We start from the raw sequence: 18,135 nt of genomic DNA on the forward strand, positions 1-18,135 counted from the left end.
GCCGTGTCTTCCAATGCACCACTGGCGGGTTGAGAGCGCACTGGTGTGCGAGGGCTCGGGCAACGTCAAGGACGGCACGGCTGGTCTAGGCGGAGCGGCTGACGCGCGTGCTTCTAGCGGTGTTGGTGCTCAGTAGGCCACCGGCTTCTCGCGGTGGTCGGCGATCGGTGCGAGCACGGTCTTCAGGCGACTTATCGCTCGTTGGTACCGACCTCGGGCGGTGGACTCACGGATCCGCAGGATTGTGGCCGCTTGTGGAACCGTGAAGTCCTCCCAGAGCACGAGACGTACGAGCTCTGCCTGGTTGGGGGGCAGCTTCGCTAACGCGCGCTGCACATCGAGCTGGAGGTCTGACGGGACGCTTCCCGATACACCGGAGGTGTCGATGGTCTGTCTGAGCTTGGCTGCAAGCTCAGACTGTCGCCGCCGTGAGCGTCGGCTGTTCGAGAGGACGTGACGGGCAACACCGAACAGCCACATTCGGGCTTCCTCAGGTGGTGCGGGTAACGCTCCTCGTCTCGTAGCGACAAGAAACGTCTCGTTCAAGAGGTCGGCCGCGTCGGCAGGGTCGTCGACCCGCCGGCCAAAGTAGTTGAGCAGGTCGGCAGCGTTTGCCAAGTATGCGGCCGTCAGATCCGCTTCCGAAGAGGGAGCGGCCATCAATCGTCCGAGCCTTCAGCGGGTGAACATGTTCCCGCCACCTCGAGAGACACTCCGGGTCGGTCATATCCGGCGCGAAAGAATTCGTTGCTGATGCGATCGCCCATGAGCTGCCCGTTCACCGCGAGAGCGGTGGCGTTGGGATCTCGCTGCTGCTCCTCAGCGAGGGCTTCCGCGAGATCGTCTTCAGTGATCGAGGCGATCACCGAGTCCCAGTCGTGAGAAGCGAGATGTCTGCGCGCTTCCTCGGTTCGCCGCTCCGCTTCCGCGTTCGGGACCCCCGGCACTCGGTACACGGGGACCACACGCGCGACCACCTCGCAGTCACCCAGCACCGACCCCGACTCGGTGTAAAAGGTTCGCTGCGTCGCCGCATCTGGGGTGAACCTGGCCCACTCCACAAATGCGGGGGCCGCGACCGCCGCTGTGCCGCCCAGCGCCAGCAGCCCTACCCCCAGCCACAAGCCCAGCACCGTCGATCCTCGCCGCACCGGCTGACGATGAGCGGCAGCCAACCGAGCGAGAGCGACAGCTTCGGCCAACACGGTCGGTTCATCAGCCAGCGCCACCGGCTTCGCTTTCTGCACCAGCGTCTCTACTAGCACGTCGTCCATGCCAGCCCCCTCGATCGAGTCCTACCAAGTACATGTCCAGGACCCGTAGATCCTTAACACTTGATTCGTGGCCGTTACGCTGAGTTGAGGCCACCTCCGCGCGATCGCACCGTGCGCAGCAGCGCTCGGTGCGCCGCTCTGCCATTGCTCATTGCGATCGCACTCCGTTGATGCCGGCTTCTGTCTCGTATCCCTTCCCTATTGCGACGTCTCATTCACGAGGCGTCGTTCGCGCAGCACATACACCCAGAGCGGCTTGTGTAGGCGAGATCTCAGCACAGTTCAGGTGATGTGCGAGTCTCAGAACTAAGTCTCGCTTCCCCATTCCGCGGATCGTGCTTCGTCGATGGTTCTGAGACACGTCATAGCGAGAGGAAGGGCTCCTCAGCTGCGCTCACTGCTCCGGAGATTTACTTAAGCGAAGAGCGGCGCGGGAGTACGCTGACTCCTGCGCCGCTCTCCTGTCCTGATGGGTCAGCGCGCAACCCCAGCACCGGCGTACGAGGCCGGTGTTGCTACCGGCCCCGAGGCGTGAGTCTCGGGGCTAGTTGCTTTTGGGGCGCGTGTCACGTTGACGCTCGTGTATCTGAGTGAGGCGCCGACGGTGTCCGCGACGATGTCTCGCGTCTCGCGAGTCTGGCCGGTCTCCTTGTCTGTGTACGACCCGAACCGAAGATCGCCGGCGACGAGCACGCTGTCTCCCTTGCGGAGCGACTCAGAGACGTGGCGCGACTGCTGACTAAACACCACCACGCGGTGGTAGACCGTGCCAGCGTCTTCCCACCGACCTGTCGTTTCGTTGAGACGGCGGTCGTTGACAGCGACCGTGAAGCGGGCGTACTCGTTGCCGGCGTCACTTGCTCCGTGTTCAGGGTCACCGGTGAGGTTGCCCTCGATCGTGACCGGGATTTTCGTAGCCATCCTTTTCCTTTCTTTTTGGGACACCGTGCGGTGCCTCAGTGAGCGTGGCTCTGTGTGATCCACGCGTCCCACTCCTCCTCGGCGGCGTCCTTCGGCCACGGGCGGGAGGGATGCTCTCTGTGTCCGTTGCTGCATCCGCCGGCGTATGCCTTCGCCAGCCGTTGCATCGCAAGAGCGAGCCGCTCGTGCCATCCGATCGGACCGTTGCCGCTGTCAGAGGGGTCATAGGCTGCTCGATGGGCGCAGTGGAGGGCCGAGATTTCCTCGACGAGCTGGCCGTGCCGGAACCAGCAGGGCGGAACGATCGTCTCGGCGACGCGGTATCGACGCACGAACCACTCGGTCCAATCACGCAATGCGGCCCACTCGGCGGGTGCCTGCTCGTCAGTCATGGTGCGCCAGTTCGTCGCACGTCCGCCGATCATCGCCGATGGCCCGCGGCCCGGCCGTGGGTAGTCGTCAGGGAGCTGCGGCAGACCCGCCGCGTCGTCGGCGAACAGGCGGCTGGGTTGGTAGTCGTCGCCGGTCACCGCGTCTCCTTGGAGTTGAGCGCATCACGGATCCGTGCAGCGGCGATCGTGGTCGCGTCGTGCCGGGTGCGTTGGCGCGAAAGGACTGTGTCACGGTCGATCAGGCGGTGGACCAGGTCGTGGCAAGTCGGGTGCATCGCCACCAGGTCTGCGTGCTTTTCCTGTGCCCGCCATCTCCCGGCGACGAGAGTCACCCCCGCGTAGTCCAGATGGTGAAGTTCGAGATCCGATGCGGATGCCGCGCCCCCGCAGACTCCGCACATCGGGGTCCGTCCGCGGCGCTGTTCCGTCAGGAACCACCGATTTCGGCGGGCAAACCATGCCCGAGACCGGAGGTACTCGGACCGATAGGTGGTGGCACCCGTGACACGGCGATTGCTCATTCGGGCGCTTCGATCTTTGCGGCGGCATCAGCGGTGTGGCCCGTCATCGGACGATCGGCTGTGTCGCGGAACACTCCTTGCTGCTCTTGCTCGGTCGCGCGCTTGCCGGACTGGATTGCCCGCGCGTCGCGGCGGTCGTCCCATCCGGCGAGGTCGAGAAGCACCCCGCGGCGGTTGCGGTAGGCAAGGAGGCCGGTGGTCTGCGGCATCCGTCGAATCTCGTCGACCGACATCAGCGGCCGGCGTTCGTGCTGTTCGCTGGTGTTGTGGCCCGCCTCGCGGGTCGACCACGACCGTTGGGTGCGCCGAGTATCGCGCGAGCCCAGCAGTGTCTCCACATCGCGTAGGTGATCTACGTGGGACGCGCCGCCGAGCAGGACCTTCGCCGTCGCCGCAGCCCAGATCGTGTCGGCCTCGGCGCGAGACCACGCCGTCTCGGCTTGCGAGAGGGCCTGCAGGACGACGAAGGTGCAGATGCCTCGCCCGCCGCCGTCGGCCATCACGCGCGGTAGGTTGCCCCACCGGAACATGTTGGCGATCTCGTCCAGGATCAGTCCGAGCGGGAGAGCGAGACGCGAACCGGGCGAAGCGAGCGCGCGGACTCGAGCGACCTCGACGATGTCATCGACGATCGCCCCTAGGAACCCGCCCATTGCGGACGCGCCCGACGATGAGCCGATGAGATACAGGGTGTTCGAAGCCTGCAAGAACTCGCGCGCGTCGAACACGGGGTCGCCACGCCGTGGCATGAGCGCGTCACGGATTTGGGGGACGGCGAGTGGGGCGACGGCGCCGGACACGCCGAACCAGATGGACGAGACGAGCTTGTCGTCGCCCGCGATTGTTGCTTCCAGGCTCTCCGCCCATCCCGGCGCACCTCCGTCGCGAAGGTACTCGATCGCATCTCGGGCAAGGGTAGGGCTGTTTCCCCAGGAGTAGAGATCGCCAATCGAGCATCCGCCGACGGCCGCGGCGTGCAGCAGCCGTCCGAGAACGACACCCGAGGCCTGCGCCCACTCGGCGTTCGTCGACGAGGTGCCGAGTGCCGTCCCGGTGATGATCGCGGTGCCACGCTGAATCGCCACGAGCGGGTCTTCGCACCCGGTGAGCAGGTTGATGCGGAGAGGGTGGCGGATGCCGGAGAGCCCTTGGGGGTCGAAAACGCGCACGTCGCCGCGGCTCTGTCGCATGCGCATTGTGGCGGTGAGGTTGTCGTTCGTCGTCGAGGTCGTGACCAGCGGGCCCGACCAGTCGAGGATTGCTGAGATCAACACTCGGTATCCCTTGCCCGAGCGCGGCGGCCCCTCGAGCGCAACGGAGTCTTCGATCGACACGTACACTCCCATGCCACGCGACTTCCCGACCCGCCATCCCACGTCGGACGGCAGCGGGTGCGTCAGATCGGGTCGCAACTGACGAGCGCGCTTGAGAACGGCCCTCGCGGACAGGTGCTCGCGGATTTCACTGGAGCGCGCGAACCCGGGCCGTGTGCGCAGGTCTGCGATGAAGGACGCATCCGACTGCTGGTACTGCCGCACCTTGGCCAGGATGAGCGCCGCCAGCGCGCCGAAGGCGAGCAGGGCGAGCGCGTCGGCAACGCGGATTTGCCACAAGGGGAGCGCGCATGCGGCGGGCGCGGTGTAAGTCGTCGGGTCGCCGGTGAGCGCGAGCCAGAGTCCGGAAAGTGGACTCGATGCCACGCCCCTTGCTCCGCACAACAGCTGGGTGATCGCGTCCGCGATGAAGGTCGTCGCCAGTCCCACCACGGCAACAACCGCAATGAGGATGGCGATCAGCTTGCCGAGCAGTCCCTGGTTCATCGTGCGTTCTCTTCCCGCCTGAGCGCTAGCCGGTCTGGCTCGTCCCGTGCTGCGTTCAGCCAGTCGGTGCCGAGCTCCGCGGCATCCATCAACGGAGCAGTGGCATCGAGGTGGTCTGCGGTCTGCACAGCTTCGTCAGTCTTGAACAGCTCGTACTCCCAATCGGTGGACGTCGCGAAGCAGTCGACGAGGTAGGAGTATTGACCGACGTATGCGAGGAACTGCCCCTTGGCTAGCTGTCTCGCCATGTCGACGTGCGGGGCGGGCATGTTCAGGCGCTGGCGAAGGCTGGTCTGCTCCTGGTGGTTGACGCGGAAGATGAACTTGTTCTCGATGTCGCCGACGATCGAGTATGCGAGGTTACGTTCCTGCGAGTCGGCGTCGCCCACGGCGTCGAGGTCGCCCATCTTGTGCAAGATGACGATGTTGCTGATCCCGTAATGGCGTGACAACTTGAGCCACTGCTGATACATCTGCAGGGCAGCCAGTGAAGTCATGTCGCGCCATCCCTCTTCTCGGATGACGTAACGCGTGCGTTTCGCCGAGCGGTCGGAGACGACCGCCTGGATCCACGCCGTCGTGCACACCTGGGTGAGCTGTGCCACGAGATCACCGCGCGAAAACAGCTCAGAGGTGTCGACCACGACGATCGGAGCATCCTGATCGAACGACACCGTGGATTCGTCCTCGAAGAGTCCCGACAGGTCGCCGTCAACGAATCGGCGAAGCACGAAGCGCGGCTGCACAGCGCCTTCGGAGAGCCGGAAATCACCTCCGGTGTCGGCGACCATGAGCCCAAGTTGGTCGTACACGCCACGGAGCGTCGGGCGGTCATTGGTGTCATGAATGCAGCGGCCAAGCGCTTCATGCATCGCCGCGTGCTCGACGGCGGTGAGGCGAGTCTTGCCCAGCGCCATCTCGACGAGGGCGATGAGTGTTGCGATGCGGCGTTGTCGGACCATCTGTTCGTGTTGGTCGTCTGTTGAGTTGCTGCGCCGTGGGCCACGGTCGAGCGGATTGAGCCGGGCGGAGGTGCCGTCGCCGAGACGGATGACAGTGCCGCCAGGGATGGCGTCGGCGATGACGACCCACTCGCCCTTCGCGTCAGAGGGGACGACGGCCTGGTGTCCGAATGCGAGTGACCGGGTTACCAGGGTTTTCACGGCGGCGCTTTTCCCTGCCCGGTAGGCGCCGAGCACGAGGATGTTGGTTGAAAACGATCCGCGCTCGGTGACGTCGGTGTACGACTCCCATGGCGAGAAGTGCCATAGCGAATCGGCGTTCAGGTCGACGCCGACGATGGGGCCTCGTGAACCGAGACCGGCGTCGGCCACGAACGGGTAGATCCCGGCGATGTGCTGGGACGTTGCCTGATGCGGCGGGACCGAGGGACGAGCGAGGTTCCAGTAGTTGCCGTCCACCAGGCCGGGGCCGAATGGGCCGGGGACGAGCGGCTCGGGAAGTCCGCGCTCGCGGCGCGGGGTGCGGGCGTCGGGGCGCCTGTGTTCGGCATCCCAGACGGCTCGGCGTAGTGCGCGACGTTCCTCGTCGGTGAGGCCGGACGGGGCGAAGACGACGGTGCGGCGGGCCATCACTTCATCCCCAAGCCGATGGGCAAGGCGTTCACCATGAGCGCTTCCGCCTGCTGGCAGTACAGGATCTGCGCCTCCATCCCCATGCGCGCGAGTGCGTTGCGCATGCCGGCGATGGCCTGGTCAAGGTGCTCTTCGTCCGGAGCGCTGACCGTGAGGTATGCGCCGTACCGGAACTCGCCGTGACCGGCGACGATCTCCTCCTCTTGTTTCTCGAGGGCGGCCCAGTCCGCCGCATCCGCTGCAGATCCATCCGCGCCTCGCTTGGCGCGAAGCCGCTCGTTGCCGCGCCATACCTTCTTTTCGTCACGGATCCGTCGCAACGCACTTGCCACGGGGACGGGAGTGAGAACGAGAGAGAAGATGTGAGTGACGGCCTCATGAGTGTGCGGATGCCGCGCGAACACCAGGGGGGCCACGAACCCGACCGGCGCGTCGGAGCGCGGCCACTCGTGAATCCACATGGTTGTGTGCACGCCGGAGTCGGAGCAGACGATCCCGTTTCGTCCTTTTGGTTCTTCCAGATACATGGGGCCAATGGCGGAGGGATCGACGCCGCCACGGATGTCGGGCCGGTTCTGCACGTTCGGCGCTGACTCCGGATCCATGGCGAGGCGGCTGAGCGCAGCGAGGTCACGCGAGGACAGCCAGCGCCGCACCTTGACCTTCGCCGACTGCAGTGCGTCGGCGAGATTGCTGGCCTCGAGCCGCGCGAGGTCGATGATCGCGTCCTTTCCGCCCCCGAGTGCTTTCACCTGCGGAGTGAGAGCGACGAGGTCGAGGGTGAATGTGAGGTAGTTGCGATGGGCGACCGCGAACCGCTCCGAGCGATTCATCACTTCCTCGTAGTTGGCTGCCGCGGGCGATGCGGGGTTGAGCCCTCGACGGCTGACGACCGTGTCGTAGTGGTCGCGGGCCGTTCGAATCGTCGTCGGGAGAGTGCGCTCCTGCAGCGTGATTCGCTTGATCCCGGCGCGCTGTGTGAACGAAGCGAGCACCTTGGACCATTGCTGCGCGAGGTCGAATCGTTCTGGAGTGTCGTGCATGAGGAACCCTTGCACCTCGAGTTCGGCCATCACTGACACGCTTCGGTCGTGGGGGTTGTAGACGCACGCGATGCCGTTGCTCTCCCAGAGTTGTAGTGACGCGCGCGTCCCCGGCAGATTGAGGGTGCCCATGAGCTTGGGCTGCTCGGGCCGGAAGGTGTAGGCGGTCGCGCCCATCGCATGGCGCAACTGCTTCATCGCCCACGCTCCCGCCATCCGAGGTGCCGAGATGCCGTGCACGGTCTTCAGCGCTGTCGCGCCGAGTGCGAGATAGAGAGGCGCCGTCCACAACAGCCCGAGTGGCCCGAATCGATTGACACTGATGAGGATGACGACGCCAGCGGCGGCGATGAATGCCAGCTGCCAGGGATCCATGCCGAGCACGACGCCTTGCCGTGATCGACGGGGGAGCCGGACCGGGCGGCTCAAGTCAGAGGTCGAAGTCATCGCGGACTCCTTTCAACGGGGCGCGGAGGTGATGGTGGTGCGGCGGGCTGCGGTCGCGCAGGTGACGTGGGTCGAGGGGTCGACGCGGCGCCTTTTCCTGCGGGGCCGCTTGCGGTTGTCGGGGCCGACGGTGTCGAGCCCGAACGTGTCTGAGGGCCGCGCGTCGAGGGTGCTGAGCCGGCTGTCGCACGCCCCCCACTCGCGCTTGACCCCGCAGGGGTCGAGCCCAGTCGGGTTGGCAGCTGCATGGCCGAGCGAGAAGCGGAGGAAGCGACCCTCCCGGCGCCCGAGCCGAGCCGGCTGCCGATGCCATCCGCGGCGACCGCTCCAACGAAGCTGAACAGGCCGAAGATCGCGAACGGCGCAAACGCAATGAGGGCAAGTCCGATCAGCAGTGGCCACGCTTGCGGATCCCAAATCGTCTTCACCGAAGCGAGCCCATTGATGATGAGGGTGACGAATCCGACGGTCAACGGGCCGGTGAGCAGTAGAACGACGACCGCGGACACGTAGCGTACGACCCACTGCGGCCCGACCCCGCGGACGGGAAACAGCATCCATGCCACAGGTCCCACCGCGATCAGTGCGGCCAAGACAATGTTGCGGAACGCGAAGACCAGCGCCAGGAGCAGCATGGCGATCAACAAGAGACCATGGATGAGGAAGGCGAAGAAGTAGTTCGCTTGCCCGCCCGCCCACATGACGCTTTGCAGGGTCGTGAAGATCTCGAATGGGCCCTGTCCGCCGAGGATGTACCACGTCATGTCGTCGATCGCGTTCAGGAGATGCCCGGTGACCCATAGCGTGAGCGGAACAGCGGGGATCGCGATGAACGACCGCAGGAGTGCCCCGACGAGCTGCTCGCGATCGCCGGAAACTATCGCCGCCGCGATCGCCCACAACATGGCGCCGAACAGCACCATGAGGATCGCCCACTGCCAGAACGACCATTCGCTGACCGCTGCCGTCCATAGCAACGTGCTCGTGTCGAACTGCATATTCTGAGCGACGAGGAACATCATCCCGGTCGCACTCAGCGCCATCCCCCGGCCAGCGTTCTCAAACGTGACGCACACGACGTCGCCGATGCTGCAGCCGTACGCAACGGTGATGGGCTTACCGCCCGATGCCTTGAGGGCATCAACATGCCCCTCGTAGGTCGTGCAGACGGTCGCGCGGGTGCCATCGGAGATGAGTCCAATCAAGCACTGCTGCGGTTTGACCAGTGCCGGGTCAGTGGGAGTGCAGCTGATCTGTCCGCCGGCTTTGAGGCACTTGACCGGGTGTGACGGTGCCGACCACGTTTCGCCGGAGATTTCGGTCGCTGTCGTGGCGCGCGCGGACGCGGCATCCGCTTCGACTGCCAGCGCAGGCGACAGCGCGCCGACCGTGAGAGTCAGCCCGAGGGTCACCCCAGCCGCGATGGTACGCCAGAGCTTCATCAGAAGCCGAAGTCGAAGTTCACAAACCAGGCGAAGAGCCCAGACGCGGCACCCAGGACCGCGGCAGCGATGAAAATCCAGAGGATGTTCTCTCCAGCCCATGTGCGGACCCGGTCGGAGGCCAGCCCTCGGAAGGCAAGGGCCGCTCCTGCGATGATCAGCATGATCAGGACGACGAGCATCGCGCCGGCGAGGATGTAGGACGCGATGACCTGGAATCCCTGGAAGAAGGGCGCAGAGAAATCGGGTTGGATGTCGGGGATGTCGACGTCGGTCGAGAGGATGCCGGTCACGGGGGTTCCTTTGTTCGTTGTCAGGTCAGGAGGATGCCGCGCGCGGCCATGAACGGGACGGGGTCGATCGATACCCCGTCGTGAATGACTTCGAAGTGGAGGTGGCACCCGAACGAACGGCCGGTGTTGCCCTCGGCGCCCAAGGGCGTGCCGGGTGTCACAGCTTGCCCCTCACTGACGCGGAGTGAGCCCCACTGCATGTGCCCATAGAGGGTGATGAGGCCGTCGCCGTGGTCGATGCGGACGGTGTTGCCCCACCCGCTGAGGGCACCAGCGCTGAGCACCGTGCCAGGACCGGCGGAGAAGATCGGCGAGCCGCACCCCTGAGACATGTCGTAGCCCTTGTGCTGTACTGAGCAGAACCCGCACCCGGTGACGGGGTTGTGTCCGAACCCACGGCCGAAGGAGTACGGGCCAGCCATAGGGAGGCCCCAATCGCCTTGGGCCGTGGGAACTGGGCGTGTTGTGTCGGGCCCGTTGGCGACCGAGCTGCCTGCGATCGCGAGTGGGATCGCGATGAGCGGGGTGGCGGCGAACGCCGATACGAGAAGAACGAGGGTCAGTGCCCCGATCGCGATCTTGCGACCAATCCTCGTTTGGCCGAGGGCGGCGATCGCGGTGACCGGGGCCGGCATGTCAGGGCTCCACCGGCTCTGAGAGCAGTCGGACCACCTTGCAGTCCCCGGCCGCCTGGCTGGAATCGGGCGTGGGAACAGATGCCTCTCCGCACAGCACCTGCACGCTGAGGCGGGTCTGCTCCTCGTATGAGACCTCGCCGCCGGCGCCGTCGGAACGGGTGAAGGTGATTGTGATGTCGGCTGTGCCGATCGACATATCGCCCGATTGGTCCTCGGGGACCGGCGAGAAGACGACGTCGCCGGTCGTTACGGAGCTGACTCTGCCGTCCTCGCCCGCGAGAGAGTCCCACTCCGCTTCCGGCAAGACGACGGTCTGGCGCATCTCGAGCTTCGCCGCTTCGAGTTCGGCGATGCGGTCAGCCTCTGAGGCGTAGCGCGTGTCCGGCGTGAACCACGTACCGAGGTAGGCGATCCATTCCTCGTACTCGGCCTTCGTGGTGTCGAAGGTCCCCGCCGCGGCTAGAGCCGCGCGGACGTATGCCTCGGGATCCGTAGTGATCGGCTCGGGCACCCATCCGCGGTTGATGACGGACTCGTCGACCACCGCGGTTGTGAGCGTGGGAGCCGGGTCGGGGGTGCTGGCGGAAATCGTTGTCGGATCGGGAGTGGGGGGAGCGGAGCCGGCATTGCTCAGCGAGGCGATGATGAGCGCCACGATGCCGATGATGAGGACGATTGCACCGATGACTGCCCACGCGATGCTGCGCCGGATCGTGCGTGCCGTCATGTCTGCTCCTCGCCTTCGAGAGCAGCGAATGTGCTGACCCAGGTCACCGGTCGTGACAGACGCTGTCCCGGCATCCTAAGCACGCAGGGAGTGGATCGCGAAAATCTATCTGATCTGGGATTTATCGCGTGCGCAGCGATAGCGCGAGGCGCCCGAGGGGTTGGCATCATCGCGTTGCGTCCCGATGCTACGTCGGCCCTCGTTGCCGTGTCTGTAGGTCTTTTGGGGGACAAGGTGACGCAGGCCGATCGAGCATCCCGTGCTCGGGCGGACGTTGTTAGCCTTGACATGAGTGCATGGTACATAGCTACACTCGCGGAGCAAAGCATTTTTTCATGCGGTTCTCTGGACTGACCCGGTGGTCAATCGAGAGAATGGGGTGTGCCCAAATACGCCCGCCCCGCGAACAGCGATCGCGCGGAGGACCCTATCGAAGCGTTCGGGAACCGGCTACGAACCGGCATCATCGGCTACTTGAGAGAGCATCCGAACTCGTCTCGCGCTGAGATCTCCGCTGCGCTTGGGGTTCCCTCGCCAACCGTCTTCAACGCACTGGAAAAAATGTTGGATGCCGGGCTGCTCGTTGCAGACCCGCCGCGCGAACAGTGGGAGCGAGGGGGTCGGGTCCGTTACAGCGTGGACGGCCAGTTGGTGTCGCTGCTCTACCTGCAGCTCGGGCAGGCGCTCGGGGAAGTGTAGGGCCGTCAGCGAAGTCGCGTTGCCTCTCGCAACTGAGCCACCACGGAAACACCTTGCCGTGGAATTCTGCCCCATCGTCGGCGCTTGGAGCGCCAGTCCAGGCCGCGGATTCGATGACGGCGTGGACAGTTCGTGCGCAGAGTTGTCAGTCGTCCTTGGCTGTAGCGAGATAGGTCGCTCGAGCCGAAGCTCAGCGGTCCGCGGCCAGGCTCGTTTTGTTTGCCGGCGACGTCGTCATCGTCACCGTGGGCGCGTGCCGTCGCGTAGATCGCGGGGAGGCTGAGGTGTCGCTGGCGACGGCTTGAGCGGCCGTAAGGAACACCTCATCGTGACGACCTGCGTGTCCCTCGGGCTGTCATAGCCATCATCGTCGGAGCCGCGCTCGGGCTGGCAAGTGCAGTGATGCAGTGTCGACAGGCGAGGCTCTCGCGGATCTCGGGATCCACGGCGACTCAGCGGGTGCCCTGTTGTGCGGTGGGAGCCGGTGTTGCGGTGACGGGGGTGACGTCCGCGGCGGTTTCGTCTTGGCCCGGTGCCGAGAGGGCGTTCAGAGTGTCGGCCGGAGGGAATCGTTACGCACGACCGGCAATGCATACCGGAGGTGTGTTCAGGGGGAAACCGGCCACACCGCTCGCGTACGTCCTCAGACGAGCGATACCACAAAGAGAAACCCCGGGTCTTTCAAGAGTAGTCACTCCCGCCACACATGGGTCCCAGGCGCGACGTGGATGATTGACCGGCGCGAGAGGTCCTCGGCTCTGGGACTTTGATCTTTGAGAGCGCTGTCCACGGAGATGGTGGGGTCGAGCAGAGTGGCGGCGTCGACGTCGCGGTCGAAGGTGCTCACTGTCTCCTGTTCAAACGCAGTCGGCCGGGGAGGGTCATCGACAGAAGAACCTGGTGGCGGGGGGCGGCTTCCAGGGGAGGGTCGGCTGCTGCGTTCGGCAGTTCGGGTGAGGAGTGCGGCGGCGACGCCTGCGCGGCCGAGGGTATTTGCGTGGGCGAAGGCGTGCTGTACGTGGTGGTGGGTTCCTTGCCAGGGCTGTTGTGTCCAGGGCAGGGTGGGGTCTTGGTAGACCGTGAGGACGGCGTAGAGGATGAGTTGTTCTGTTGCCGCGAAGGAGGTCCTTTTTTGGGGACCGATGTTGCGGAGCAGGAATAGTCCGCCGCAGAAGGGGTCGACGGAGGCGGCATGGAGGAGGTCCGCTGCTTCCGGCGTCCCGGTGGCCAGGTGGCGTAGCCACGCGTGAACGAAGTTATTGATGTCGAGGTCGCCGAGGATGTAGAGCAAACGGCCTTCTCCTTCCGACCAGGGGAAGCGATTGCGTGCGGGGCCGGTGACGCGAAATGGGGGCTATCAGGTGTTCACAGTCGTACAGATTCGCGATTGCGGGAAGGACTTTCGTCCTACCCGCGGCATTTGGACCCCACGGGTGGGGCCCGGCACAAGCGGTCTGCACGTTTCTGGTGATCGCCTGGATCGAGACGGGAGTGTCGATGTGCTCGGACAGCCGCCAGCGTGGTCACGGCGGACGCGGTCGCGCGTACACAGGCATCACCCCGCGTCCGCCCGTGTCTGGCGGACGCGGGGTTTGTCGCCCGCCGGGTGAGGATGATCCCCAGGGAGGGGTCCACCCCGGGGGATCATCACCTAGCGAGCTTTTAGCGGTCCATGGGGCGGGCGTCGTCGTCCAGTTCGATTCGTTCTTTACGGACGTCGGCGTCGACAGTCTCGGTGTCAGTGACGGCCTCGGTGTCGAGTCGGACGCGTTCGACGGGAACGGTCTCTTTGTCGATCACCGGGCGTTCTTTGGTGAGGACGACTTCGTGTTCTTCCTCGCTGATGTCGGGACCGGTGAGGGCGTCGTCGGCGTTGGCGTCGGTGATGGGTTCCCGCTCGAGGCGCACCTCTTCTCGGGTGACGGGCACGGTGACGGTTTCGTGTTCGGTGACCACGTACTTCCGGAGCCTGGCCCGCCCGGTCTCGACCCGTTCGGTGCCCACGCGCAGCTGCTCTTCGGAACGGGTCATCGCGTCATCCGTGGTCGGCCCTGAGGTGTCGTACCCGTCTGACGCAGACGCGTACGCGCCGGCATCTTCACGGCCGATGCCACCGCCACTGAAGGTGTCGGCGTCGTCGGCGGGGGCGCTGCTGACCTGGTAGTACTCATACAGTTGATCTTCTTCGGCGTCGGTGAGGTCGGTGTCGGTATCGACGCGGGGGGCGTCTTTGACTTCGTCCTTCGAGTAGGGGACCCGCAGCTCCCCGTCCGCGGTAGCGTCGGCCCGGTCCAGCGGGACGAAGGACTCGGAGGTGCCGAACAGGCCGGTGACAACAGTGGCCCAGTTGGGGCGGCCGGTGTCGGGGTCGACGTAGATCTGTCCGACGGTTCCGATCTTGTGACCATCGGTATCGGTGACGTTTCCGCCGATGAGGCTGGCGATGTTCTGTTCACTGATCATTCGTGTGCTTCCTTTCAGGAGAGAGGTGTCGCGGCGAGAGGATCATGGGGGAGGGGTTAGCGGCCGAGGCCGACGCGGTCCACTTTGCGGTGGTACCGCATCCCGGCGAGACCGCCGAGGATGGCGCCGAGGAGGGTGATGAGGGCGGCGCCGATGGCGGTGAGGATGCCGGTCGTGGTCGCGGTTTCAGGGGTAACGGGGATGCGGGGGAACCCTTGCAGGTTTCCCAGGATGTCCCACTGGGCGCCGGCGATGGCGGTGATGATGGCCACGACGATGGCGATCACGATCGCCCACAACCACACCGCGATGCCCTGCTTGGCGCCGCTGAACCGTGCCATCCGGCCGGCGACGTACCCGCCGGCAAAGTACGCGATCAGCAAGACGAGGCCGATCACGATCGCGCTGACCACGGTGGCGGTGCCGGGGTCACTGGCCGCGGCGTCGGCGGCTTCGGTGGGGTTGGTGTTTGTGCCTAACCCGATCGCTCCACCGATCGCGGCGACCAGGGCGGTGAGGAGCACGGTGGTGCCCATAGCGGTGAGCCACCCGAAGAACGCGGAACCGAATTTGAAGCCCCCGAACTCGGCTTTCTCCCGCTCCACCACACCGTGTCGAGCGGTGTGTGTCTTTTCAACATGGACGGCGGCGCTGTCTGAGGTGGCGTCATAGACCGGCGCGCCCGGCGCCCGGTCAGGAGTGTCATGGCTGCTCATGCCCCCGAAGGTAAGCGGCGCACCACGGTGTACGGAGCCCGGTTGCCCGCACCACAGTTTCCGCGTACCCTTCGCCCGCTTACACCGTAAGCAACTGGTGCGACGTCCGACCTGCATCTTGTCGCGCGTCCGTCGGGGCGTCCCCCCGGCCGCTGGCTGGGGTGGCCGATTATTGGGTGAGTTCGTGGTTGAGGCGGTCCAGGAGTGCTTCGAGGGAGATCTCGAATTCCTCGGCCGCGCGATCTTCGCTCAGCAGAGGGCGGAGGCGGTTGACTTCCGGGAAGTTGTCGAGGTCGACGCGGCCGTCCCGTTCGGGGAGGGCGGCGTCTCCTTCGTCGAGGGGTTCTTCGACGGGGCTAGTTTCGGCGCCGCGGACGGCGGCTTCTAGGAGCAAATGACCGAGGAGGAAGCTGCTGAACGCACGGTAGGCATTCACCGCTTGAGAGTCGGTGAACCCGTGACCGAGGAGGGTGGCCAGGAAGGTGTCCACGACGTCCACGCTGCGTAGCGGTGGCCGCAGCCACGGCGCAGCGGGGTGGCGGGTGGCGACCAGCGGAAACGCATGGGGGTGGGCGATCGCGATCCGGCGGACACGGTGCGCCATGGCTTGCAGGAAGCCCTGCCAATGAACGGTGAGGTCCTCGTCGAGGCCTGTGGTGAGGTCTCGCATCAGCAGCGCCACGATCCCCTCGAGGAGATCTTCACGGCCATGCACATGCCGGTACAGCGACATTGCCTCCACGCCGAGCTCCTGCGCCAGAGACCTCATCGACAGCCCCTGCGCGCCGGACTGATCGATCTGCGCGAGCGCGGTGGTGATGATGAGGTCTCGGCTCAGTCGGCCCCCCGGCTTGCCATCCGCGGTGTTCTTCCTCGTCCCTGCCATCGTCCTACTCTCCACCCATCCGACCGCTCCGTGGCGCGGGTTGCTTCACACCGCCGACCTGATCCTCTTGTCGAGCAGGCTCCGGCAGCACATGCGAAGCGCCTTTACCGGGTCGAGATCGCCGATGTCAATGCGGTTTTTGAACTCACCTGCGACCGCCATGCTTACGGCGTAAGCGCAAATCGAGGGAGGCGATCTCCCCAGCGAGGGCGTGTCTTAGAGCGCACCTCACGCGGATGATCGTCCCCGTTTCACAGTGCGTGCGGGTGTCCGTGCGCTGTTACTCGAAGGAAACCGCTAAATGAATACTCTCCCCGCCCTCCAGGACGCGTTGGCGGCCGTGCTCGCCTTCGTGCCGTTGTTCTTGTTGTTCTTGTTGATCCTGATCGTGGGTCTGATCGTTGCAAAGCTCCTATCGAAAGGGTTGGAGAAGCTGCTGGAAAAGGTCGGCTTCGATCGACTGGTGGAACGCGGCGGAATCAAAGGCGCGCTGGCGAAGTCGAAGCTGGACGCCTCCGACATCGTGGCGAAGATCGTGTACTACACGCTGGTGCTGTTCGTGCTGCAGTTCGCGTTCGGTGTCTTCGGCCCCAACCCGGTCAGCGACCTGCTGGAAGGGATCATCGCGTTCCTACCCAAGATCATTGTGGCGATCATCATCATCGTGATCGCGGCAGCGATCGCGGCGGGCGCGAAGACCCTGATCCAGAACACCCTCAGCGGGCTGTCCTATGGCAAAGTGCTCGCCAACATCGTGGCGGTGTTCATCCTGTTCCTCGGCGTCACCGCCGCGCTGAACCAGATCGAAGTGGCCACCACGGTCACCACCCCGATCCTGATCGCCGTGCTCGCAATCATCGCCGGTGTCATCATCGTCGGCGCCGGCGGCGGACTGATCAAGCCCATGCAGCAGCGATGGGAAGCGATGCTCACCAAGGCCGAGCAGGAAGCCCCCAAGATCCAGCAGGAAGCACAAACCTCCCCCACCGTGGGTGAGCAGGCGCAGCAGGCAGCGAACCGGGTGCAGTATGCCACCCGCGAACAGCCGCAGCGTCCCCCGCTTCCCCCTCGCCCGTAACTCAGACGTGGTCAGCCCGGGAGCGTCCCCATCGCGGGGCACCGCTCCCGGGTTGACCGCCTTATGGATGTCGGGCAAACCGACTACACGATCAGGGGAGAGGGGACCCCTCAACGCATCCCGACGCTGATATCGCCCGCGAGTCAACTCCAAGGGTGTGGTTGACGAGGCGGTCGCGAGCTGTCATTGTCTCCATCACTTTGGGAGGAAGGAGTGAGCGTGCATGCCGATGAGGTGACTGTCGATGTTGGCACCGCCAGGGCCTTGATCACGACACAATTTCCCCGCTGGGAACACCTCGAGATCACCCCCGTCGGCGGCGCCGGGACGGTGAACACGATTTTCCGGATCGGCGATACCCTTACCGCCCGGTTCCCTCGACAACGTGCCACCCCCGCGGTGGGCCACCGAGCGATCCGGGAAGAGGCGGCCGCCCTGACGGAGTTCGAAAGGGTGTGCCCGGTCGCGGCTCCCCGTCCCGTCGCGCTGGGACACCCCGCCGCGGGGTACCCGATGCCGTGGCTGGTGCAGACCTGGGTGCCCGGGGATGTGACCACCCCGACCAGTGTCGCGGACTCGGCCAGTATCGCCTTCGACCTCGCCGAGCTCATCCACACCCTCCGCCACACCCCGGTGAAAGGTCGACGGTTTCGTGGGCGGGGAAGAGGGGGGAACCTCGGTGATCACGATGCCTGGGTCGCGCATTGCATCACCCAGGTCACCCCCCTCATGGATCCGCAACCGTTGCGGGAGCTGTGGGAGTACTTCCGTGCCCTGCCACCTAGCCGTCCGCACCTGATGACCCACAGCGACCTGACCCCCTTCAACCTCCTCGTCAACGGGGAACAACTATGCGGGGTGCTCGATGCCGGCTGGTTCGGACCGGCCGACCCCGCCTTGGACCTCGTCTGCGGGTGGCACCTTCTCGACCACCCCGCTCGCACCGTGCTGCGGGGGGCGTTACAGTCCAGCCCGGTGGAATGGGCCCGCGGCGCCGCGTGGGCGTTCGTGCAAGCCATCGGCTTGGTCTGGTACTACCGCGCCACTAACCCCGCTATGGCCGCTCTCGGTGACACCACCCTGCACCGCCTTCTCACGAACACCGACATCAACCCCGACTAAACGAACCCGGGCGCGATAGATGCGGTAGCTCTCTCCGTCCGGGGCGCTGGGATGCTCA

18 protein-coding genes are annotated in these 18,135 nt (G+C 65.3%); 3 read left to right on the plus strand and 15 right to left on the minus strand.

Annotation, left to right across the window (positions count from 1 at the left end):
• Window positions 1–129 precede the first annotated feature (129 nt).
• From HDC37_RS06640 to HDC37_RS06690, 11 genes are all read right to left on the minus strand, one after another.
• A complete protein-coding gene (locus tag HDC37_RS06640; protein ID WP_179559634.1) occupies window positions 130–660 on the minus strand; it encodes an RNA polymerase sigma factor in 531 nt (176 codons plus the stop codon).
• Entirely contained in the window at window positions 660–1,274 is a 615-nt protein-coding gene (locus HDC37_RS06645) for a hypothetical protein (RefSeq protein ID WP_179559635.1), read from the minus strand. The genes HDC37_RS06640 and HDC37_RS06645 overlap by 1 nt, the downstream gene beginning before the upstream one ends.
• Before the next feature lie 474 nt (window positions 1,275–1,748).
• Window positions 1,749–2,258, minus strand: a complete 510-nt coding sequence (locus HDC37_RS06650) for a single-stranded DNA-binding protein (protein ID WP_218869461.1) — start codon at window positions 2,256–2,258, stop codon at window positions 1,749–1,751.
• Window positions 2,231–2,725, minus strand: a complete 495-nt coding sequence (locus HDC37_RS17500; protein ID WP_179559637.1) for a hypothetical protein — start codon at window positions 2,723–2,725, stop codon at window positions 2,231–2,233. The genes HDC37_RS06650 and HDC37_RS17500 overlap by 28 nt, the downstream gene beginning before the upstream one ends.
• Window positions 2,726–3,104: 379 nt before the next feature.
• Window positions 3,105–4,928, minus strand: coding sequence for a type IV secretory system conjugative DNA transfer family protein (locus HDC37_RS06660; protein WP_179559638.1), 1,824 nt, complete (start codon window positions 4,926–4,928; stop codon window positions 3,105–3,107).
• Window positions 4,925–6,520 (minus strand): hypothetical protein, encoded by a 1,596-nt coding sequence (locus tag HDC37_RS06665; protein ID WP_179559639.1) that lies wholly within the window; start codon window positions 6,518–6,520, stop codon window positions 4,925–4,927. Before HDC37_RS06665 ends, HDC37_RS06660 begins: the two co-directional genes overlap by 4 nt.
• Window positions 6,520–8,013, minus strand: a complete 1,494-nt coding sequence (locus tag HDC37_RS06670) for an SCO6880 family protein (RefSeq protein WP_179559640.1) — start codon at window positions 8,011–8,013, stop codon at window positions 6,520–6,522. The genes HDC37_RS06665 and HDC37_RS06670 overlap by 1 nt, the downstream gene beginning before the upstream one ends.
• Window positions 8,010–9,557, minus strand: a complete 1,548-nt coding sequence (locus HDC37_RS06675; RefSeq protein ID WP_218869462.1) for a hypothetical protein — start codon at window positions 9,555–9,557, stop codon at window positions 8,010–8,012. The genes HDC37_RS06670 and HDC37_RS06675 overlap by 4 nt, the downstream gene beginning before the upstream one ends.
• Window positions 9,455–9,748: a hypothetical protein gene (locus tag HDC37_RS06680; protein WP_179559642.1), complete on the minus strand. Its 294-nt coding sequence runs from the start codon at window positions 9,746–9,748 to the stop codon at window positions 9,455–9,457. The genes HDC37_RS06675 and HDC37_RS06680 overlap by 103 nt, the downstream gene beginning before the upstream one ends.
• Window positions 9,749–9,768: 20 nt before the next feature.
• Window positions 9,769–10,383, minus strand: a complete 615-nt coding sequence (locus HDC37_RS06685) for a M23 family metallopeptidase (RefSeq protein WP_179559643.1) — start codon at window positions 10,381–10,383, stop codon at window positions 9,769–9,771.
• A gap of 1 nt (window position 10,384) precedes the next feature.
• Entirely contained in the window at window positions 10,385–11,113 is a 729-nt protein-coding gene (locus HDC37_RS06690) for a hypothetical protein (RefSeq protein WP_179559644.1), read from the minus strand.
• Window positions 11,114–11,494: 381 nt separating this feature from the next.
• On the opposite strand from HDC37_RS06690, the gene HDC37_RS06695 reads away from it, so the two are divergent.
• Entirely contained in the window at window positions 11,495–11,812 is a 318-nt protein-coding gene (locus HDC37_RS06695) for a winged helix-turn-helix domain-containing protein (protein ID WP_179559645.1), read from the plus strand.
• 691 nt (window positions 11,813–12,503) lie between these two features.
• Here HDC37_RS06695 and HDC37_RS06700 read toward each other — a convergent pair.
• The 4 genes from HDC37_RS06700 to HDC37_RS06715 all read right to left on the minus strand — a co-directional run bounded on the left by HDC37_RS06700 (window position 12,504) and on the right by HDC37_RS06715 (window position 15,877).
• Complete coding sequence (locus HDC37_RS06700; RefSeq protein WP_179559646.1) at window positions 12,504–13,103, minus strand: hypothetical protein; 600 nt, start codon at window positions 13,101–13,103, stop codon at window positions 12,504–12,506.
• A gap of 371 nt (window positions 13,104–13,474) precedes the next feature.
• Entirely contained in the window at window positions 13,475–14,275 is an 801-nt protein-coding gene (locus HDC37_RS06705) for a DUF2382 domain-containing protein (protein WP_179559647.1), read from the minus strand.
• A 56-nt stretch (window positions 14,276–14,331) separates the two neighbouring features.
• On the minus strand, window positions 14,332–14,991 hold the full coding sequence (locus HDC37_RS06710; protein WP_179559648.1) for a hypothetical protein: 660 nt from the start codon (window positions 14,989–14,991) through the stop codon (window positions 14,332–14,334).
• A gap of 169 nt (window positions 14,992–15,160) precedes the next feature.
• Window positions 15,161–15,877, minus strand: a complete 717-nt coding sequence (locus tag HDC37_RS06715; protein ID WP_179559649.1) for a TetR/AcrR family transcriptional regulator C-terminal domain-containing protein — start codon at window positions 15,875–15,877, stop codon at window positions 15,161–15,163.
• Between the two features lie 301 nt (window positions 15,878–16,178).
• Here HDC37_RS06715 and HDC37_RS06720 point away from each other — a divergent pair, with 301 nt between their 5' ends.
• Together HDC37_RS06720 and HDC37_RS06725 are read left to right on the plus strand one after the other, a co-directional pair.
• The gene (locus HDC37_RS06720; RefSeq protein WP_179559650.1) at window positions 16,179–16,955 is read left to right on the plus strand and encodes a hypothetical protein; all 777 of its coding nucleotides are present in this window, start codon (window positions 16,179–16,181) and stop codon (window positions 16,953–16,955) included.
• 234 nt (window positions 16,956–17,189) lie between these two features.
• Complete coding sequence (locus tag HDC37_RS06725) at window positions 17,190–18,077, plus strand: phosphotransferase (protein ID WP_374939157.1); 888 nt, start codon at window positions 17,190–17,192, stop codon at window positions 18,075–18,077.
• The last annotated feature ends 58 nt before the right edge of the window (window positions 18,078–18,135 follow it).

The organism is Microbacterium sp. AK009, assembly GCF_013410955.1.
Classification (GTDB): Bacteria; Actinomycetota; Actinomycetes; order Actinomycetales; family Microbacteriaceae; genus Microbacterium.